Genomic DNA, 14,953 nt, shown 5'->3' with positions numbered 1-14,953 from the left:
GCCCGCAATAGCGCGGCTTGGAAATTCGCGCAAGACGCCGCTCAGCGGGAACGGGCAAGATCGGCGCGCGCTTGATCTGCGCGGGCGAGGATCGCGACCGCGACCAGCCCCACCGCGCAGACCAGAAGTGCGGCGGGCGAGGCATCGCCCAGGTTCTCGAGGCTCGCTTTTTCCTGCGTGCGCGTGGCCAGCGTCTCGAAATTGAACGGGCGCAGCAGCAGCGTCGCGGGCAGTTCCTTCACGCAATCGACGAAGACCAGAAGCAACGCCGAGCCGACCGAGCCGCGCATCAGCGGCAGGTAGAGGCTGCGCAGGACGCCGCCCGGCGTACGCCCCAGCGAACGCGCGGCCATCGGCAGCGAGGGCGGCACGCGCCCGAAGGCGGCGTCGCTCGCGCCTTGGGCGATGGCGAAGAATCGCACGACATAGGCGAGGATGATCGCAAAGGCGGAGCCCGTCAGCAGCAGCCCGGGATCGTGGCCGGTGATCGCCAGCACGGTGTCGGCCAGCATGTGATCGAGACCGGCGAGCGGGATCAGGATGCCGACCGCCAGCACCGCCCCCGGCGCGGCATAGCCCAGCGTCGTCAGCGGCAGCACCGCGCGCGGTAGGCGCTGCCCCGAAAGGCGCACCCCGTAGACCATGAACAGCGCCAGCGTCACCGTGATCGCGGCGGCCGCCCCTCCGGTCAGGATCGTGTGCCACAGCGCGAGCCCGAGGCCCCGGCCGAACCACGCCTCGGGATTGGCGAGCGCATGACCGCCCATCACCGCGACCGGCAGCACGAAGCCCAAGGCCACCGGGAGCACGCAGGCCAGCGTCGCCACCCAGCCAGCCGCGCCTTTCAGACGCTGCGGCTGCACCGGGCGCGCCTGACGTGCGCTTTGGTAATAATGGACGCGGCGGCGCGAGAGTTTCTCGAGCATAAGGAGCGCGAGCACGATCCCGAGGATCACCAGCGCGAGCTGCGCCGCCCCGCCCGCATTGCCGCCCGAAAGCCATGTCGAGAAGATGCCCGTCGTCAGGGTCTGCACGCCGAAATGATCGACGACGCCGAAATCCGCCACCGTCTCCATCATCGCGATCGCGGCCCCTGCGGCGATGGCGGGACGCGCGAGTGGCAGGCCCACGCGCCAGACCATCCCCCACGGCCCGGTGCCGAGGGCGCGGGCGACCTCGTAGCTGGCGCCGGATTGCTCGCGCAACGCCGCGCGGGTGATCAGGTAGATATAGGGGTAAAGAGCGGCCGAGAGCACAACGACCGCCGCCTCGCGCGAGCGGATCTCGGGGAACCAGTAGTCACGCGCCGAGGCCCAGCCGAAGGCGCCGCGCATCGCGGTCTGCACCGGGCCGGAATAGTCCAGAAAATCGGTGAGGGCGTAGGCGCCGACATAGGCCGGGATCGCGAGCGGCAGCAGCAGCAGCCATTGCAATATGCGATGCCCCGGGAAGCGATACATGACCACGAGCCACGCAGCCCCCGCCCCGATGGCCGAGGCCAGAAGCCCCACGCCGCCCGTCAGCACTGCCGTATTGATCAGGTAGCGGGGCAGAACCGTCGCGATCAGATGCGGCCAGATATTGTCGCGCGGATCGAGCGCCATCCACCCGACAGCCAAAATCGGCGCCAGCACCAGCACCGCGATCACCACGGCCCCGAGCGACCACAGACCGCCTCCGGCACGCAAGCGCCCGCGCAAGGCAGGCGCAGGAGGGACCGAGAGGGATTGAGCGGATTTGGGCACGGGTTTTCCCGATCAGTTTTGTCGGAATTGTCTCGCCCCTCCTACCCCGAAACACATTTGCCTGTCCAGAAGGGAGCGGCTAGAGTAAGCGGCAACAATAAGGGCTTGACCCGGCAGACGATATTGAGGCGCGCAGAATGAAAGTCGTTTTCCATCTCGGAGCGCATTCGACCGATGAAGATCGCATCGTGGGCGCGCTTTCGAGCAATGAGCGGCTCCTCGAGTCTCACCGCATCGCCGTGCCCGCGCCCCGCAGCTATCGGATGGTGCTGCGCGATGCGCTGGTCTCGCTGAAAGGCGGGCCCGCCCCGCAGGATGTGCAGGACGCGATCATCGAGGCGAGCACCGAGGCGCCGGTGCTGGATCGGCTGGTGTTCAGCCACGCGTTTTTCCTGTGCATCCCCGAGCGGGTGATCACCAAGCGCGGCTTCTACGCGATGGCACCGGGCAAGCTCGCGCCGCTCGCGAACCTCTTTCCCGATGCGGAGACCGAGTTCCATCTCGCGCTGATCAACCCCGCGAGCCTGATCCCGCAACTGGTCGCCCGGCTGCCCAAGCGCAGTTACGAGCAGATCATGGAAGGCCACGACCCGCGCGAGCTGCGCTGGGAGCCGCTGATCCGCCAGATGGTGGAAGCCGCGGGCGGGCGGCGCTTCGTGATCTGGTGCAACGAGGATTTGCCGCTGATCTGGCCCGAGGTTCTGCGCTCGGTCGGGGGGCTGCCGGAGGATCAAACGCTCAAGGGCGACATGATGGTGCTGCGTCAGATCATGCCCGAGGAGGGGATCGAACGGCTGCGCAGCTATTTCGCCGCGAACCCGCCGAAATCGGTGCTGCACCGGCGCAAGATCGTGGCGGCCTTCCTCGACAAATACGCCCAGCCCGAGGCGCTCGAGATCGAGGCACCGCTGCCGGGCTGGACCGATGAACTGGTCGACGAGATCACCGCGCAATACGATGCCGACGTCGCCGCGATCGCGCGGATGCCCGGTGTGGAATTCATCGCCCCCTAAGCGAAGGGCGCGGATCGCGCCGGATCATCGCCCGGCGCGCAATAGCGCTCAGCCCATCCCCAGCGCGGATTTGTAGAGGTCGAGAATCGCCTCTTCCTCGGCCACGTCATCCTTGTCGCGTTTGCGCAGGGCTACGATCTTCTTCAGCACCTTGGTGTCATAGCCGCGGGCTTTGGCCTCGGACATAATGTCCTTCTGCTGCTCGGCGATGTCTTTCTTCTCGGCTTCGAGGCTCTCGAACTGCTCGACAAACTGGCGCAGCTCATCGGCGGTGACATTGTAGGCGGCATCGTTGGGCATGGGCCTCTCCTGCTTGCGAACGGGGGTCGGCGCTCTGACTAGCCCGAGCGTCTGCGCGCATCAAGAGGCGGCGCGCGCGGATCGGCGAGTTATGGGAGGACGCCCGCCCCTCCCGCCTCTTCCCGCAAGATCGCGGGCGCCCGCGTTTTTCTTGCCATACCCCCGGCGACGGGCTAGGCAGGCGCGCGCAACTTTCGGAGGCCGCAATGGAAAATCTGATCTGGGCAGGGGCCGTCGTCTCGGTGATCGGGCTGTTCGGCATCCTCTATTGCATCGTCAAAGTGGCCAGCGCCAAACGCGCCGGCCTGCCCGATGAAGAGCTGCGCGCTCGGCTGCAAAAAATCATCGCGATCAATATGGGCGCGCTGTTCGTGTCGGTGATCGGGCTGATGATGGTGGTGCTGGGCATCTTCCTCGGCTGAGGCGGCCCTGCCCCTTCAAGCACGTCCCCTCACGCGTCGTCGAGATCGGCGAAGCATTTGCCGTTGCGGATCAGCACATCCCAGAGCGTGACCGGCTCGGGCGCGCCCTCTTCGGCCAGCTCGCGCAGCAGCTTGCGCGTCCCAAGAAGGCCCGCGCGGTCGGCGGCGAACATCACGCCGCCCATCTGCGGTGCGAAGCCCAGCACATGGCGCGCCGCGACGTCGATATCGCCCGCCCGATGCGCCTGCGCGTGCTGCAAGAGCCCCGCGCCGCAATTGGCAAGCTCGGCCAGAATCCGGGCGCGGATGCGCGCATTGGACAGACGGCGCGGCACGATTCCGGCCTCGTCGCGCAAAGCCGTGAGCGCCTCGGCCTGATCGGGGACCGGGCGCGGCGTGCCCTCGGACCAATCGTAAAAGCCCTGTCGCCGCGCGCCAGTCGCCGCGGCATCGAGCGCGAGCAAGCTCAGAAGCGGGCCGAACGGGCGATGCAGCCGCACGAAATCCTCCAGTACGGCATCGACGCCCAGCCGGTCGGCCAGCTCCAGGGGCGGGCGTGTGCCGCCTGCCTCGCGGATCGCCGCATCGACCTGCGCGACCGAAGCCCCGGCCAGCACCGCGCGCTCTGCCGCGGCGATATAGGCGACGCGCAGATGATCGGCGATGCCGCCCGCGCCCGGACCACTGCGCAATACCTGCGCCCCACCCTGCCGGAGCAGCCCAGCCATCGCGTAGAGATCGGCAGGCAGCGCGCCCTCGGGCGGTACGAGCTCACACAGATCGCCGGTGCAGCGCAGCCCGAAGTCCTCCGCGCCGTCAGCCAGATCATCGGCGTTGCGCGCGCTCAGCGGCGCGGGCGGGAAATTTCCTTTGCCCGAGGCGATCAGCGCATCCGAGCCCGACAGCCCCTCGCGGGTCATCGCCGCGCCAAGCCGCGCCCAATCGGCCTCGCGAATGTCGGGTGACAGAGCGCCGGACTGCACCGCGATCTCCTGCTTGCGCGCGATATCGGCAAAAGCCGTCTCGATCGCGGCGGGGTCGCTTGCGCCGAACACGACTTCGTGCCCGGCGGCAAGCAAGCCTCCGGCCATCGCGGCGGGCTGATCCCAAAGGCCGATGCGCAGCGGCGCGGGCGCGGTAGGCGTGCCCTCGCCGGGCAGATGCGCGGCGCGGCGCGTGGCCCGTGCGGCGTGGCGCAACGCCTGTGACAGCGGCGCCTCGAGCAATTCCTGCAAGGCGACCGCCTCGACATCGAGCGCCTCGTCGAGCGGCAGCAACAGCGCGCCTTCGACCACTTCGAACAGGCGCGCGCCGACCGGCGCAAGCGCGCCCTTTCCCAGCTGTGCCCGCAGCGGCGCGAGATCGTTGAGATAGGTTGCGGGATCGTCGAGCGCGGTATCGGTGCGCGGTACACCCTCGGCGATCAGCATATCGAGAGCGGCGGCAATCTGGCTGCGATCGGTCGCGCCCAGCACAAGATCGCATTGGCCCTGCGCCCGGGCGGGCTCGGCCTCGACCTCCTCACCGGCGGCCACGATCGCAAGCGCCCGCGCACCGCCGATCCGCCGCGCGAGCCGCACGAGGCCGCCTGCACCGACGAAGCCGCCAAGCGCGAATTCCGGTGCCGCAAAACAGGTATCAGGATCGGCGATGCGCAGATCGGCGGCCTGCGCCAGCGCCATCGAGCCGCCCGCGATCCGCCCGGAGAGCCGCGCAAGCACCGGCAGGTCGAGCGCCCCGAGTCGTCGGCAAAGCTCCGACAGGCTCGGCACCTCTTCGCCCTTCGCCGGGCGCGGCGTGATCGCGTCGAAATCTTCCAGCGGATCGGGTGCGCAGGGCCAGCCCGAAGCCCCGCCCTGCAGGACCAGACCGCGCAGGCTCTTGTCGCCTTCGACCCGGTCGAGCACGCCGCCGATCGCGCGGCGCATCTGGGCCGTGATACCGGCCCGCGCGCCCTGATCGTCAAGCGCTGCGAGCGTCAGCCAAGCCAGCCCGTCCTGTGTCCGAAATTTCACCCGGTTCGCCATCGTCCCCCACTTGTGGCGGGGCATTCCGTGCGATCCTCCGCCGCGCGAAGTTTAAAGCGAAGCAGGTTCAAAACAAAAGGGAAATCGCGCATCCCCGGGGGAGGCGCGCAGGGGCAATTGACTGCCCTTGCCCCTTTGAAACGGTAGGCCAGAGGTTACTGGCGGGTCGCCTTCGCGCCCGGTGCATGCGCCCGGCAAAACGGTGTTGCGGGCAGCAGATCGAGCCGTGCCTCGTCGATGCGCTCGCCGCAGGTGACGCAATAGCCGTATTCGCCCGCCTCGATCCGGGCCAGGGCGGCGTCGATCGCGCGGATCTCGGACTGCGCCGACTGGCCGAGGTCTTCGAGAACCTCGTCGCTCTCATGCTCGATCGCGGCGTCGTCCCAATCTTTTTCTTCGTGGCCCTCAAGTTCGGATTCGACCTGCGCCATCCTTTCGGAGAGCTGCTCTCGCCGGGTTTCGAGTTCCTTCTTGCGCGTTTCAGTTGACTTCATCCTGTCCTCCTTGATCGATACAACCACTTAATCAGGCAAGCGTTTCTCCGCTTTGACGCAAATCAACCGGTCGCACTCACGCACATATGCAGATATCAAATTGCTTGCGCCATCACGGGCGTGAGGTCTAGCATTACAACTCTGACGGGTCCGGGAGAGCCCGTTCGATCCGCAATTGAGCACAGGGAGAGCTCATGCATCAAGATTGGATTTGGGGCCTCGTCGGAGGCCTGATGATTGGCGCGGGCGCGGGCCTGTTTCTGCTGGTCAACGGCCGGATCATGGGCGCAAGCGGCATTATCGGCGGGTTGGTCGACGGCTCGGGCCGCGAGACCGTGTCCGAGCGCGTGGCCTTCCTCGGCGGGCTGATCGCGGTGCCACCGCTTCTCGTGCCGCTTTACACAACAGTCGACACCCATATGACCAGTTCCGTCTGGGTGATCGTAGCCGCAGGCCTGATGGTGGGCCTGGGCACGCGGATCGCGAATGGCTGCACCTCAGGCCACGGCGTCTGCGGCATCTCGCGATTTTCGCTGCGCGGGATCGTCGCCACCGCCTTCTACCTGCTCGGCGGTGCGCTGGTCCTCGTGATCTTCCGGCATTTTCTGGGAGTGATCTGATGCGCAATTTCTTCGCATTCCTGTCGGGTGGGCTGTTCGGCGCGGGGCTTCTCGTGGCGGGCATGGTCGACACGAAAAAGGTGCAGGGCTGGCTCGACGTGTTCGGCGACTGGGATCCGACGCTGGCCTTCGTGATGGGCGGCGCGGTGAGCGTGATGTTCTTCGTCTGGATCTTCGCGAAGCGCCGCGAAACCTCGATGCTGGGCTCGCCGATGCCGGGGCCGTTTCCGCGGCTCGTGGATCGCAATCTCGTGCTCGGCTCGCTCCTGTTCGGCGCGGGCTGGGGCCTTGCGGGGCTATGCCCCGGCCCCGCGATGGGCTCGCTGTCCTTCAATGGCTGGGAGGGCTGGCTGTTCCTGATCGCCATGGGGGTCGGGATGGCGCTCGCACCGCGGGCAAAGGCGTGGCTGAGCCTGTTGGATCGCAGCACGCTGGAAGTGCCGCCCTGCGAGAACGGGACCAAAGAGGCGTCCGCGACCTCCGCGACGCGCGGCGCGTAAGTCGCCGCAGCCTGCATTCGCGCCCCCATCGCGGGGATGCGATCACATGCCCGATTGAATCTTGAGCGGCGGCAGCGCGTCGTCGTCTTCTGTCGAGGAGAGCGCATCAAGATCGAGTGGCTCTCCAAAATCCATGTCGGGTTCAAGCCCGTCAAACCCGCGCGGCTCGGGCGCGTGGGCGGCATCGACGCCACACTCAGGGTCATATGCCGGATCGAGCGGGTCGCCGAGGCTGGACAGGCCCGGCACCTCGTCGAGCGTCGGAGCCTGCGCATAGGGCGACGCCCCGGCATCGAACGTCTCAGCCCCCCGGCCAACGCCATTCGCCGACTCGTCTTCATCGCGCAGGCGCAGCGCACGTAGCCCGTGGCTTTGGCCGAGACGGGCGAGCGAGAGCTTGCGCCGTCCCTGCGCCTCGAGCGTGATCTTCTCCAACGCGTCCTCCGGGATCGGGATCTCTGTGCCGGGGCGCAGTGTCAGCACGGTAGACAGTGGCAGCGTGACGCGGTGCAGGACCGCTACGAGCTGCGCGGAGGCCGCCAGAATGGAGCGTTCGAACGTGTCGGACCAGTCGCGCGCGGGATCTTCGAGCGTGAAGCTTTCCGCCTTGGGCCCCGAACCGCCCTCCGGATTTTCGCCCGCCGCCGGGGCCGCGCGGCGCATCGCGGCGCCCCGCCCTTCGCGCGGAACTGCCCAGAGGAAGCCGCCGCTGCGTTCGCCCCCAGTGCCGAAGCCAAGCTGCGCCGTCCAGACCCGGTAGCTGACATCCTCCAGCAGCAGACCAAGCGGCCGGGGATCGTCGAGATGCGAAGCGAAGCGGAAGCCTCCGGCCCAGGAAATCGCCGGGTCGCTGATCAAACCCTCCTCGATCTCGGCCAGCACCGCATCGACGAAATCGGCAGCTATGGCGGCATCGATCCGGGTGGGTTTGCGCGGGGCGGGCATGGTCTTGCCGAACCGCCCCATCGTCTGCATCTCGATCAGCGTGGCCAAGGTGGCAGGCGGCAAGGCGAGGACGCCAAGCGCCTCCCCCGGCCCTTCGATCACCGCAAGCAGCGACAGATCTTCGAGCATCTCGGGCAGATCGGCGAGAGACCGCGTCGCCTCCTCGATCGAGGCGACCTTCAGCGGCAGTTCGAGCATATCCTGCGCGACCTTGGACAGCGCGAGCGTGATCGCGCGCGCAGGCGTGATCGGGGCCGTGCCCGCACCCGCCTTCGCCGCCTCGGTCTTGCGCCGCAGCACCGATGTCTCGCGCTCGTGAACCATGGCCTCCATCCACCCGCCTTCGGGGTCTCATCGCCCAGCTTTGGCAGATCGAGGTTTACAAAGCGTTGAAAATTCCCCGCGTTTCGTGGCTTAGCGCGAAAGGGCTGCGCTCTCGGGCGGCTGATCGGAGGGCGCGCGCTGATCGCTGCGCCTCAGCGGCAGACTGATACGGAACGCGGCCCCGCCCTGCCCCGGCACGTAGTCGATCGTGCCGCCCAGATTGGTCATGATCTCGCGGCAGATCGCGAGGCCGAGGCCCGCGCTGCCGGCGCGGCTTTGATCGGTCAGACGGGCGAATTTCTCGAAGATCAGCTTCTGGCTCTTCTTCGGAATGCCCGCGCCGTTGTCGATGAAGTCGATCTGCACCCGCTTGCCGCGGCGCTTCACCTCGATCCGCAGTACCGCCTTCTCGGCATCGCAATACTTCCGCGCGTTCGAGATGAGGTTGATCATCACCTGCACCAGCCGATCGGCATCGGTGAAGATCGGCATATGCTCGGTCGGGAAATCGCGCTCGATGCGGAAGGCGCGCTCGGGTTGGGTAGAGGAGGCCGATTGCACCGCGCGGTTGATCAGGTCGTGCAGATTGGCGACCGAGACATTGAGCTGTGCGCGGCGGTTCTCCAGCACGGAAAGGTCGAGCAGATCGTCGAGCAGACGCGTCAGACGGCGCGCTTCCTCATGGATGATCTCGGCATATTGCGCGCGCATCGAATCCGGCAGGTCGGGCTCCATCAGAATCTCGGAAAATGCCCGGATCGAGGTCATGGGCGTTCGCAGTTCGTGGCTGATCTGGCTGAGGAAGCTGTCCTTCTGCACCGACAGATCCTGCAGCTTGTCATTGGCCTCGCGCAGCGCGCGCGCCACCCGCGCGAGTTCCTCGGATTTCGCCTCGAGCCGGGCGGTGTATTCCTTGGCCTCCGCCGTCTCGCCCGCCACGGCGATCAGGTCCTGCATCGACACCGAGGTGCCCCCGGTCAGTTGCGCGATCATCGCATGCGCCGTCGAGGCCCCGACCGAGCCCGCCAGCTTACGCTCCAGCCGGGCGAGGAAATCGGGTGTGGTGTCGGGCAGAAATCCGGCCTTGCCCTGCCCCGCCGCCTGCGCTTGGAAGAAATGTTGTGCAGGCTCGGCGCCCAGAATCCGCTGCGACATCGACAGCAGGTCCTCGGCCTCGGCGCCGCCTTGCACCCAAGAGCGCGCGGCGGGGCTTTGATCGTAGATGTTCACGAAGGCCACGCCCTGCAGCCGCTCCATCGGGCCGGGGAAGGACAGCATCGAGAAGACCAGAAAGGCCAGCGTGTTGAACAGCAGCGACCAGAAAAGCGCATGCAGCAGCGGGTCGAGCCCCGCGATCCCAAACAATGCATGCGGCCGCAGCCATTCGAACCCGAACAGCCCGTGATCCAGCACGATCTGCGGGATGAGACCGGCATCGCCTACCGAAGGCAGAAAGAGCGTATAGGCCCAGAGCGCGAAGCCGATCACCAGCCCCGCCGCCGCCCCCACATGGGTCGCGCCGCGCCAGAAGATGCCGCCGATCAGCGCGGGCAGCACCTGCGCCGCGCCCACGAAGGCGATCAGGCCGATCGCCGCCAGCGCCTCGGAGCCGCCCGACATCCGGTAATAGGCATAGCCCATCGCCAGCACCGCGATGATCGAGACCCGGCGCGAGGCCAGAACCAGCCCACGCACATCACCCTGGGCGCGCGGGCCTTCGCGGCGCAGCGCCAGCCACAGCGGCGTCACGATATGGTTCGAGACCATCGTCGCGAGCGCAATGGCAGCGACGATCACCATCGACGTCGCCGAGGAAAACCCCCCGAGGAAGGCCAGCAGCGCCAGCTTCCCCTGCCCCTCGGACAGCGGCAGCGTCAGCACGAACAGATCGGGGTTCGCGCCCTCGGGCATCCGCTCCAGCCCCATAACCGCGATCGGCACGACGAAGAGGCTCATCAGCATCAGATAGGCCGGAAAGGCCCAGCTTGCGGTCGCGAGGTGCCGCTCGTCGACATTCTCCACGACCAGCACCTGAAACATGCGCGGCAAGGTCAGGATCGCGGCCGCGGAGACGAAGGTCAGCCCCGCGAAGCGTCCCGGATGGAGATCCCATTCCGCGATCTTCGAAGCGTCGATCCGGGAGAGCATGTCCATCGGCCCGCCGCCCAGTCCCCAGACGACGAAGACGCCCACCGCGACCAGCGCGACCAGCTTCACCACCGCCTCCAGCGCGATGGCGGTGACGACCCCGTGGTGTCGCTCGTTCGCGTCGAGATTTCGGGTGCCGAAGAGGATGGTGAAGATCGCAAGCCCGCCCGCGATCCATAGCGCCGTCGCGCCTTGATCGGGCAGCGCCCAGCCTTCGGGCGTGCCAGCCGCGAAGACGCCGAAGCTCAGCGTCACCGATTGCAGTTGTAGCGCGATGTAGGGCGTGGCGGCGGCGACCGACATCAGCGTGACGATAACGCCCAGCGTGTTCGACTTGCCGTAACGACTGGAGATCAGGTCCGCGATCGAGGTCACGCGATGGGTGCGCCCGATCCGCACCAGCTTGCGCAGCACCCACCACCAGCCGACGAAGACCAGCGTCGGGCCAAGGTAGATCGTCAGGAATTCCAAACCCGACCGCGCCGCGTAACCGACCGCGCCGTAGAAGGTCCAGGCGGTGCAATAGATCGACAGCGACAGCGTGTAGATCACCGGCGAGCGTAGGAAGCGCAGGCGGCGGCGCTGCGCCCGACGTTCGGCCACGAACGCCACCGAGAAGAGCACGATCACATAGGTCAGGCAGACCGCGACGAGATTGTTGAAGGGCATCTCAGCCCTCCGGCGGCGGCGCGTCCGACGCGCGGCTGGCGGTTGCGGCGGCGGTTGGGCCCTCGGCCTCGCCATTGCCTTCGGGCACGTCCTCTGCGTTGAGCACCGGGCCGAGCCCGCGGGAGATGGCGAAAGCCGCGAGGATCAGCACGATCCAGACCGCGAAAAGGTAGAGCCCGCCACGCCCGGTGTCGGGCACCGGGGTCTGCGCAGGATGCCACAGGCCCGGCATCATGATCAGCACCAAGCCGACAATCGGCAAAAGCCGCGCCGCATCCATCAGGCGGCGGCGGCGATAGGAACGGCGGGCAAGAAAGAGCGGCTGGCCCGTCTGCGGCATCAGGCGGGCTCCCGGCGCGCTGCGCCCCCGCCGGTGATGGCTTCGAGCTGGTCGAGCACATCGCCATTGGCAAATGGCTTGGCGAGGAAGGCCGTCGCCCCGGCGCGGGTTGCGGCATCGCGGTCGCGCCCCTGCCCGCGCGCGCTGAGCATCAGAACGGGCAAATCGCGCAGCGCGGCATCCGCGCGCATATCGGCAAGGATTTCGAGACCGGAGCGCCCCGGCAGCATCAAATCGAGGATGATTGCGTCGGGCGGATCGCCGGTGATGCGCGCCATTGCCCGCGCGCCGTCTTCGAGCACCGACACCGTCCAGCCCGCACGCGTCAGGATGAACCGGATCGCTTCCGCGATATGCGGCTCGTCCTCGATCAACAGCACCTGTCTTTGCGCCATAGCCATCCCCCTCACCCGACTATCGCCACCGTGTCGCGCCCTGTCAAACCCTCACGCCCTCCCCGCCGACGCATCCGCGACGATCGAGGGTTCGCGCCGCCCCGGACACTCGCCACGCGGACAGATACGGCACGACGCGCCGATCGGGCGCGCCGGTGCATCAGCGCTCTGCGAGGGCGCTGGCAGGATCAGCATGGTGGCGCGCATCAGCACCGGGCCGTCGAACCCCGTCGGGCGCGGCTCGGAGACGGCATAGGTCAGGAAGCGTTGCGGCAACCGCCCCGCCATATCGACCAACGCCCGGATCGGCTGCATCGGTCGTGCAAGCGCCTCATAGAGCGGCCAGAGCGGACAGGCGGCGGCGAAGCGCGGCAGCAGGAATCCGGGGGCTGCGCGGCGGAAGGTCAGCGTGCCCGAGCCGTCGCAGACCACCAGCCCCGGTTGCCCCAGACCCGGCGCGCCCTCTGGCAACGCCGCGAGCCGCCGCAACACCTGCGCAAGCGGCACGGCGAAGCGCGCCGCCAGCGCGCCCGGGTCGGGGCCGAGCTCGGCCAGCGCCGCCAGCACCGGGTCCAGCGGCAAGGCGCGCGCATCCTCCGCCTGCCGCTGCAAATGGCCGCGCGCCAGTTCCCGGGCCGCCGAGGACGCCAATTCCGGCGCGCCCGCGATCAGCTCGACCGGATCGGCCCCGCCTCCCTCCAGTTCCGGGAAATGCCAGCCGCGCGCCTCGAGCCACGCCTCCAACTGCTCCTGCGGCGAGGACAGGCCGGTCTCGGCGGTTTCCATCTCGTCGAGATAGCCGACCAGAGCTTCCGCCGTTCCCGATAGGCGCAGGCTTTCCTCCTGGATCGTGTTGAGAAATCGCGCGCGCCATTCCGGCTCGATATCCTCGGTCTCGACAAGGATCGCGGCGGTGGAGCGCAGCGAGGTCACCGCCGAAAGGACCTCATGCAGCGAGGTCAGCAGGAATGGGTCCTGCGCCATGCGCTCGGCATAGGTTTCGACCACGCGCTCCAGCTCGGCCAGCCGCGCCTGACGGTTCACCAGAAGCGCGGCCCAAGCGGGAAAGCGACCGACGAATTCCTCGATCCGCTCGAGATCGGGCGCGGCTTGGCTGGCACTGCCCGCGCTATTGCCGCCGCCTGTCTCGGCCAGTTCCAGAGACGCGACCGCTTCGCGCAGCCCTGCGAACAGCGCGCCTTCCGCCCCCTCGCCCAGCGTGACCGGATCGACGCCCATCGCGCCTGCGATCCGCTCGATCAGGGCATCGCTGACACGGCGGCGGTTGTGTTCGATCAGGTTGAGATAGGCCGCCGAAATCCCGGAGGCCCGCGCCAGTTCAGCCTGTTTCAAGCCAAGCGCATTGCGCCGCTCGCGGATGCGGGTGCCGGTCAGCGGGGAACGGGCCATGTAAACTCCTCCTGCACCCGTTTTTACAAACAAGTGCAGAAGAAGAAAATAGTTTTACAGCGGTTTACAGGACCTCAGCAGGATCCCGTTCCAGAGGGCGCGACCGTGGCCATGCCCGATATGCCCCCGACACCCGGCTCGCATTCCCCGATATCGCGTTCAAGCTGCGTACAGCCTGCAAACGCGACCAACGCGACGAGCGCGGCAAGCTGTGCGGCGGGTGCGAAAAAGCGGTTTTTCATGGCTCTCTCCAATTCTCGGCATGGGACGATTTCCCCATATGTCATTCTACATTGCCGGCCTGTTCGCTCTATGATCGACGTCAATTCCCGGCCCGATTTGACAGCTCCGCCCGATGCGCCATCATCAATGCGGCAGCGCAGCATAACAGCGCGGCAATTCGCGGAGACCCGGATGGAGCCCGAGACGATCGAGACCGAACTGGCCAGCGCCATCGATACGGCGCAGAAATTCCTGCCGGACTGGGCGGTGGCGCTGATCGCCTATGTTATGGCGGCGCTGATCGCGCTGCTGCTGTTTAGGGTATTGTTCACGGCGCTCAACCGCGCGGTGGCCGATCGCGACCTGTTCTGGCGGTCGCTGGTCGCCCGCGGGGCGCAACCGATGCGGTTGATCCTTCTGATCGCCGCACTTGGCTTTGCAAACGGGCTCGCGCCAACCAGCGCCGCAGTCACCGGTGCAATCACCCATATACTTTTGGTCGCGCTGATCCTGTGCCTCGCCTGGATCGCCTATACCGCGCTTTACATCTGGACGACGATCCACCTCCGGCGTTTCAAGCTCGACGCGGAAGACAACCTGCTGGCGCGCAAGCACGTCACCCAGACCCGCATCCTGATGCGTGTGGCCAAGGTGATGATCGTGATCCTCGCGGTCGCAGCCGCCCTGATGACCTTTCCCGCCGTGCGCCAATATGGCGTGTCGCTTCTGGCCGCAGGCGGGGCCGCGGGTATCGTCGTGGGCCTCGCGCTGCAGCCGGTGCTCAAGAACCTGTTCGCAGGCATCCAGCTTGCCCTGACCCAGCCGATCCGCATCGACGACGCGCTGATCGTCGAGGGCGAATGGGGCAATGTCGAAGAAATTACATCGACTTACGTTGTCATCCGCATCTGGGACTGGCGGCGGCTCGTGGTGCCCTTGAGCTATTTCATCGAGCAGCCTTTCCAGAACTGGACCCGCGAAAGCGCCGATCTGATCGGCACCGTCATGATCTACCTCGACCACACGGCCGACGTCGCCGCGATCCGCGCGAAGGCCGAAGAGATCACCCGCGCCGATCCGCTCTGGGACGGCAAGGTCTTTGCCCTGCAGGTGACCGATTTCCGCGAGCGGGTGATGGAGGTGCGTATCCTCGCCTCCGCGCGCAACGGTCCGCGCACCTACGATCTGCGCTGCCATATTCGCGAGGGGCTGGTGGCGTGGATTCAGGCCGAAATGCCGCATGCCCTGCCCCGCACCCGGGCCGATCTGTCGCCAGCGGAAGCGGCGTTCCTCGGCACGCCCTCTGGCGAAGCTTCGTCAGCTGACGCGCCCTCCCGCTAAGGGCTCGTTGCGTGCACACACCAACAGGCCGCCGCGGT

At 67.3% G+C, this 14,953-nt stretch carries 15 protein-coding genes; 5 read left to right on the top strand and 10 right to left on the bottom strand.

Annotated features, from left to right (window positions below; all coding sequences use genetic code 11):
- Nucleotides 1–41: 41 nt before the first annotated feature.
- Complete coding sequence (locus BMI88_RS04760) at nucleotides 42–1,604, bottom strand: iron ABC transporter permease (RefSeq protein ID WP_078547282.1); 1,563 nt, start codon at nucleotides 1,602–1,604, stop codon at nucleotides 42–44.
- Between the two features lie 278 nt (nucleotides 1,605–1,882).
- Between BMI88_RS04760 and BMI88_RS04755 the strand changes: the two genes are divergently transcribed.
- The gene (locus tag BMI88_RS04755) at nucleotides 1,883–2,758 is read left to right on the top strand and encodes a hypothetical protein (RefSeq protein WP_078546469.1); all 876 of its coding nucleotides are present in this window, start codon (nucleotides 1,883–1,885) and stop codon (nucleotides 2,756–2,758) included.
- A 48-nt stretch (nucleotides 2,759–2,806) separates the two neighbouring features.
- Here BMI88_RS04755 and BMI88_RS04750 read toward each other — a convergent pair whose 3' ends face one another.
- Entirely contained in the window at nucleotides 2,807–3,058 is a 252-nt protein-coding gene (locus tag BMI88_RS04750) for a DUF2312 domain-containing protein (RefSeq protein ID WP_078539603.1), read from the bottom strand.
- A gap of 206 nt (nucleotides 3,059–3,264) precedes the next feature.
- Between BMI88_RS04750 and BMI88_RS04745 the strand changes: the two genes are divergently transcribed.
- A complete protein-coding gene (locus BMI88_RS04745; protein WP_075774390.1) occupies nucleotides 3,265–3,480 on the top strand; it encodes a hypothetical protein in 216 nt (71 codons plus the stop codon).
- Nucleotides 3,481–3,509: 29 nt separating this feature from the next.
- On the opposite strand, the gene BMI88_RS04740 is transcribed toward BMI88_RS04745, so the two are convergent.
- Both BMI88_RS04740 and BMI88_RS04735 read right to left on the bottom strand, forming a co-directional pair.
- Nucleotides 3,510–5,531 (bottom strand): enoyl-CoA hydratase-related protein, encoded by a 2,022-nt coding sequence (locus BMI88_RS04740; protein ID WP_078546467.1) that lies wholly within the window; start codon nucleotides 5,529–5,531, stop codon nucleotides 3,510–3,512.
- A 131-nt stretch (nucleotides 5,532–5,662) separates the two neighbouring features.
- The gene (locus tag BMI88_RS04735) at nucleotides 5,663–6,001 is read right to left on the bottom strand and encodes a TraR/DksA family transcriptional regulator (protein ID WP_078546464.1); all 339 of its coding nucleotides are present in this window, start codon (nucleotides 5,999–6,001) and stop codon (nucleotides 5,663–5,665) included.
- Nucleotides 6,002–6,195: 194 nt separating this feature from the next.
- On the opposite strand from BMI88_RS04735, the gene BMI88_RS04730 reads away from it, so the two are divergent.
- A complete protein-coding gene (locus tag BMI88_RS04730; protein ID WP_078519514.1) occupies nucleotides 6,196–6,621 on the top strand; it encodes a YeeE/YedE thiosulfate transporter family protein in 426 nt (141 codons plus the stop codon).
- A complete protein-coding gene (locus tag BMI88_RS04725; protein ID WP_078519515.1) occupies nucleotides 6,621–7,121 on the top strand; it encodes a DUF6691 family protein in 501 nt (166 codons plus the stop codon). The genes BMI88_RS04730 and BMI88_RS04725 overlap by 1 nt, the downstream gene beginning before the upstream one ends.
- Before the next feature lie 42 nt (nucleotides 7,122–7,163).
- Here the strand turns inward: BMI88_RS04725 and BMI88_RS04720 are convergent, their stop codons facing one another.
- The 6 genes from BMI88_RS04720 to BMI88_RS19720 all read right to left on the bottom strand — a co-directional run bounded on the left by BMI88_RS04720 (nucleotide 7,164) and on the right by BMI88_RS19720 (nucleotide 13,594).
- Nucleotides 7,164–8,399: a FliM/FliN family flagellar motor C-terminal domain-containing protein gene (locus BMI88_RS04720; protein WP_078546462.1), complete on the bottom strand. Its 1,236-nt coding sequence runs from the start codon at nucleotides 8,397–8,399 to the stop codon at nucleotides 7,164–7,166.
- 81 nt (nucleotides 8,400–8,480) lie between these two features.
- A complete protein-coding gene (locus tag BMI88_RS04715; RefSeq protein ID WP_078546459.1) occupies nucleotides 8,481–11,207 on the bottom strand; it encodes an ATP-binding protein in 2,727 nt (908 codons plus the stop codon).
- A gap of 1 nt (nucleotide 11,208) precedes the next feature.
- Nucleotides 11,209–11,547 carry a hypothetical protein gene (locus tag BMI88_RS04710; protein WP_246831820.1) on the bottom strand — a complete coding sequence of 113 codons (339 nt, stop codon included), beginning with the start codon at nucleotides 11,545–11,547 and terminating at the stop codon, nucleotides 11,209–11,211.
- On the bottom strand, nucleotides 11,547–11,942 hold the full coding sequence (locus BMI88_RS04705) for a response regulator (RefSeq protein WP_075774383.1): 396 nt from the start codon (nucleotides 11,940–11,942) through the stop codon (nucleotides 11,547–11,549). The genes BMI88_RS04710 and BMI88_RS04705 overlap by 1 nt, the downstream gene beginning before the upstream one ends.
- Nucleotides 11,943–11,993: 51 nt before the next feature.
- On the bottom strand, nucleotides 11,994–13,352 hold the full coding sequence (locus BMI88_RS04700) for a helix-turn-helix transcriptional regulator (protein WP_078546457.1): 1,359 nt from the start codon (nucleotides 13,350–13,352) through the stop codon (nucleotides 11,994–11,996).
- A 74-nt stretch (nucleotides 13,353–13,426) separates the two neighbouring features.
- A complete protein-coding gene (locus tag BMI88_RS19720) occupies nucleotides 13,427–13,594 on the bottom strand; it encodes a hypothetical protein (protein WP_168173941.1) in 168 nt (55 codons plus the stop codon).
- A 172-nt stretch (nucleotides 13,595–13,766) separates the two neighbouring features.
- Here BMI88_RS19720 and BMI88_RS04695 point away from each other — a divergent pair, with 172 nt between their 5' ends.
- Nucleotides 13,767–14,915 carry a mechanosensitive ion channel domain-containing protein gene (locus BMI88_RS04695; RefSeq protein ID WP_078546455.1) on the top strand — a complete coding sequence of 383 codons (1,149 nt, stop codon included), beginning with the start codon at nucleotides 13,767–13,769 and terminating at the stop codon, nucleotides 14,913–14,915.
- Nucleotides 14,916–14,953 lie beyond the last annotated feature (38 nt).

Origin of the sequence: Thioclava sp. F36-6, from assembly GCF_002020305.1 — a bacterium.
GTDB classification, from domain to species: Bacteria; Pseudomonadota; Alphaproteobacteria; order Rhodobacterales; family Rhodobacteraceae; genus Thioclava; species Thioclava sediminum.
The sequence above is the reverse complement of the archived record's forward strand: the minus strand, read 5'-3'. Positions and strand labels throughout refer to the sequence as shown.

What these genes read in the sequence shown, in the direction of transcription:
- BMI88_RS04760 (WP_078547282.1), bottom strand. Translation starts at nt 1,604, where the DNA reads ATGGCGCTCGATCCGCGCGACAATATCTGGCCGCATCTGATCGCGACG.
- BMI88_RS04755 (WP_078546469.1), top strand. Translation starts at nt 1,883, where the DNA reads ATGAAAGTCGTTTTCCATCTCGGAGCGCATTCGACCGATGAAGATCGC.
- BMI88_RS04750 (WP_078539603.1), bottom strand. Translation starts at nt 3,058, where the DNA reads ATGCCCAACGATGCCGCCTACAATGTCACCGCCGATGAGCTGCGCCAG.
- BMI88_RS04745 (WP_075774390.1), top strand. Translation starts at nt 3,265, where the DNA reads ATGGAAAATCTGATCTGGGCAGGGGCCGTCGTCTCGGTGATCGGGCTG.
- BMI88_RS04740 (WP_078546467.1), bottom strand. Translation starts at nt 5,531, where the DNA reads ATGCCCCGCCACAAGTGGGGGACGATGGCGAACCGGGTGAAATTTCGG.
- BMI88_RS04735 (WP_078546464.1), bottom strand. Translation starts at nt 6,001, where the DNA reads ATGAAGTCAACTGAAACGCGCAAGAAGGAACTCGAAACCCGGCGAGAG.
- BMI88_RS04730 (WP_078519514.1), top strand. Translation starts at nt 6,196, where the DNA reads ATGCATCAAGATTGGATTTGGGGCCTCGTCGGAGGCCTGATGATTGGC.
- BMI88_RS04725 (WP_078519515.1), top strand. Translation starts at nt 6,621, where the DNA reads ATGCGCAATTTCTTCGCATTCCTGTCGGGTGGGCTGTTCGGCGCGGGG.
- BMI88_RS04720 (WP_078546462.1), bottom strand. Translation starts at nt 8,399, where the DNA reads ATGGAGGCCATGGTTCACGAGCGCGAGACATCGGTGCTGCGGCGCAAG.
- BMI88_RS04715 (WP_078546459.1), bottom strand. Translation starts at nt 11,207, where the DNA reads ATGCCCTTCAACAATCTCGTCGCGGTCTGCCTGACCTATGTGATCGTG.
- BMI88_RS04710 (WP_246831820.1), bottom strand. Translation starts at nt 11,547, where the DNA reads ATGCCGCAGACGGGCCAGCCGCTCTTTCTTGCCCGCCGTTCCTATCGC.
- BMI88_RS04705 (WP_075774383.1), bottom strand. Translation starts at nt 11,942, where the DNA reads ATGGCGCAAAGACAGGTGCTGTTGATCGAGGACGAGCCGCATATCGCG.
- BMI88_RS04700 (WP_078546457.1), bottom strand. Translation starts at nt 13,352, where the DNA reads ATGGCCCGTTCCCCGCTGACCGGCACCCGCATCCGCGAGCGGCGCAAT.
- BMI88_RS19720 (WP_168173941.1), bottom strand. Translation starts at nt 13,594, where the DNA reads ATGAAAAACCGCTTTTTCGCACCCGCCGCACAGCTTGCCGCGCTCGTC.
- BMI88_RS04695 (WP_078546455.1), top strand. Translation starts at nt 13,767, where the DNA reads ATGGAGCCCGAGACGATCGAGACCGAACTGGCCAGCGCCATCGATACG.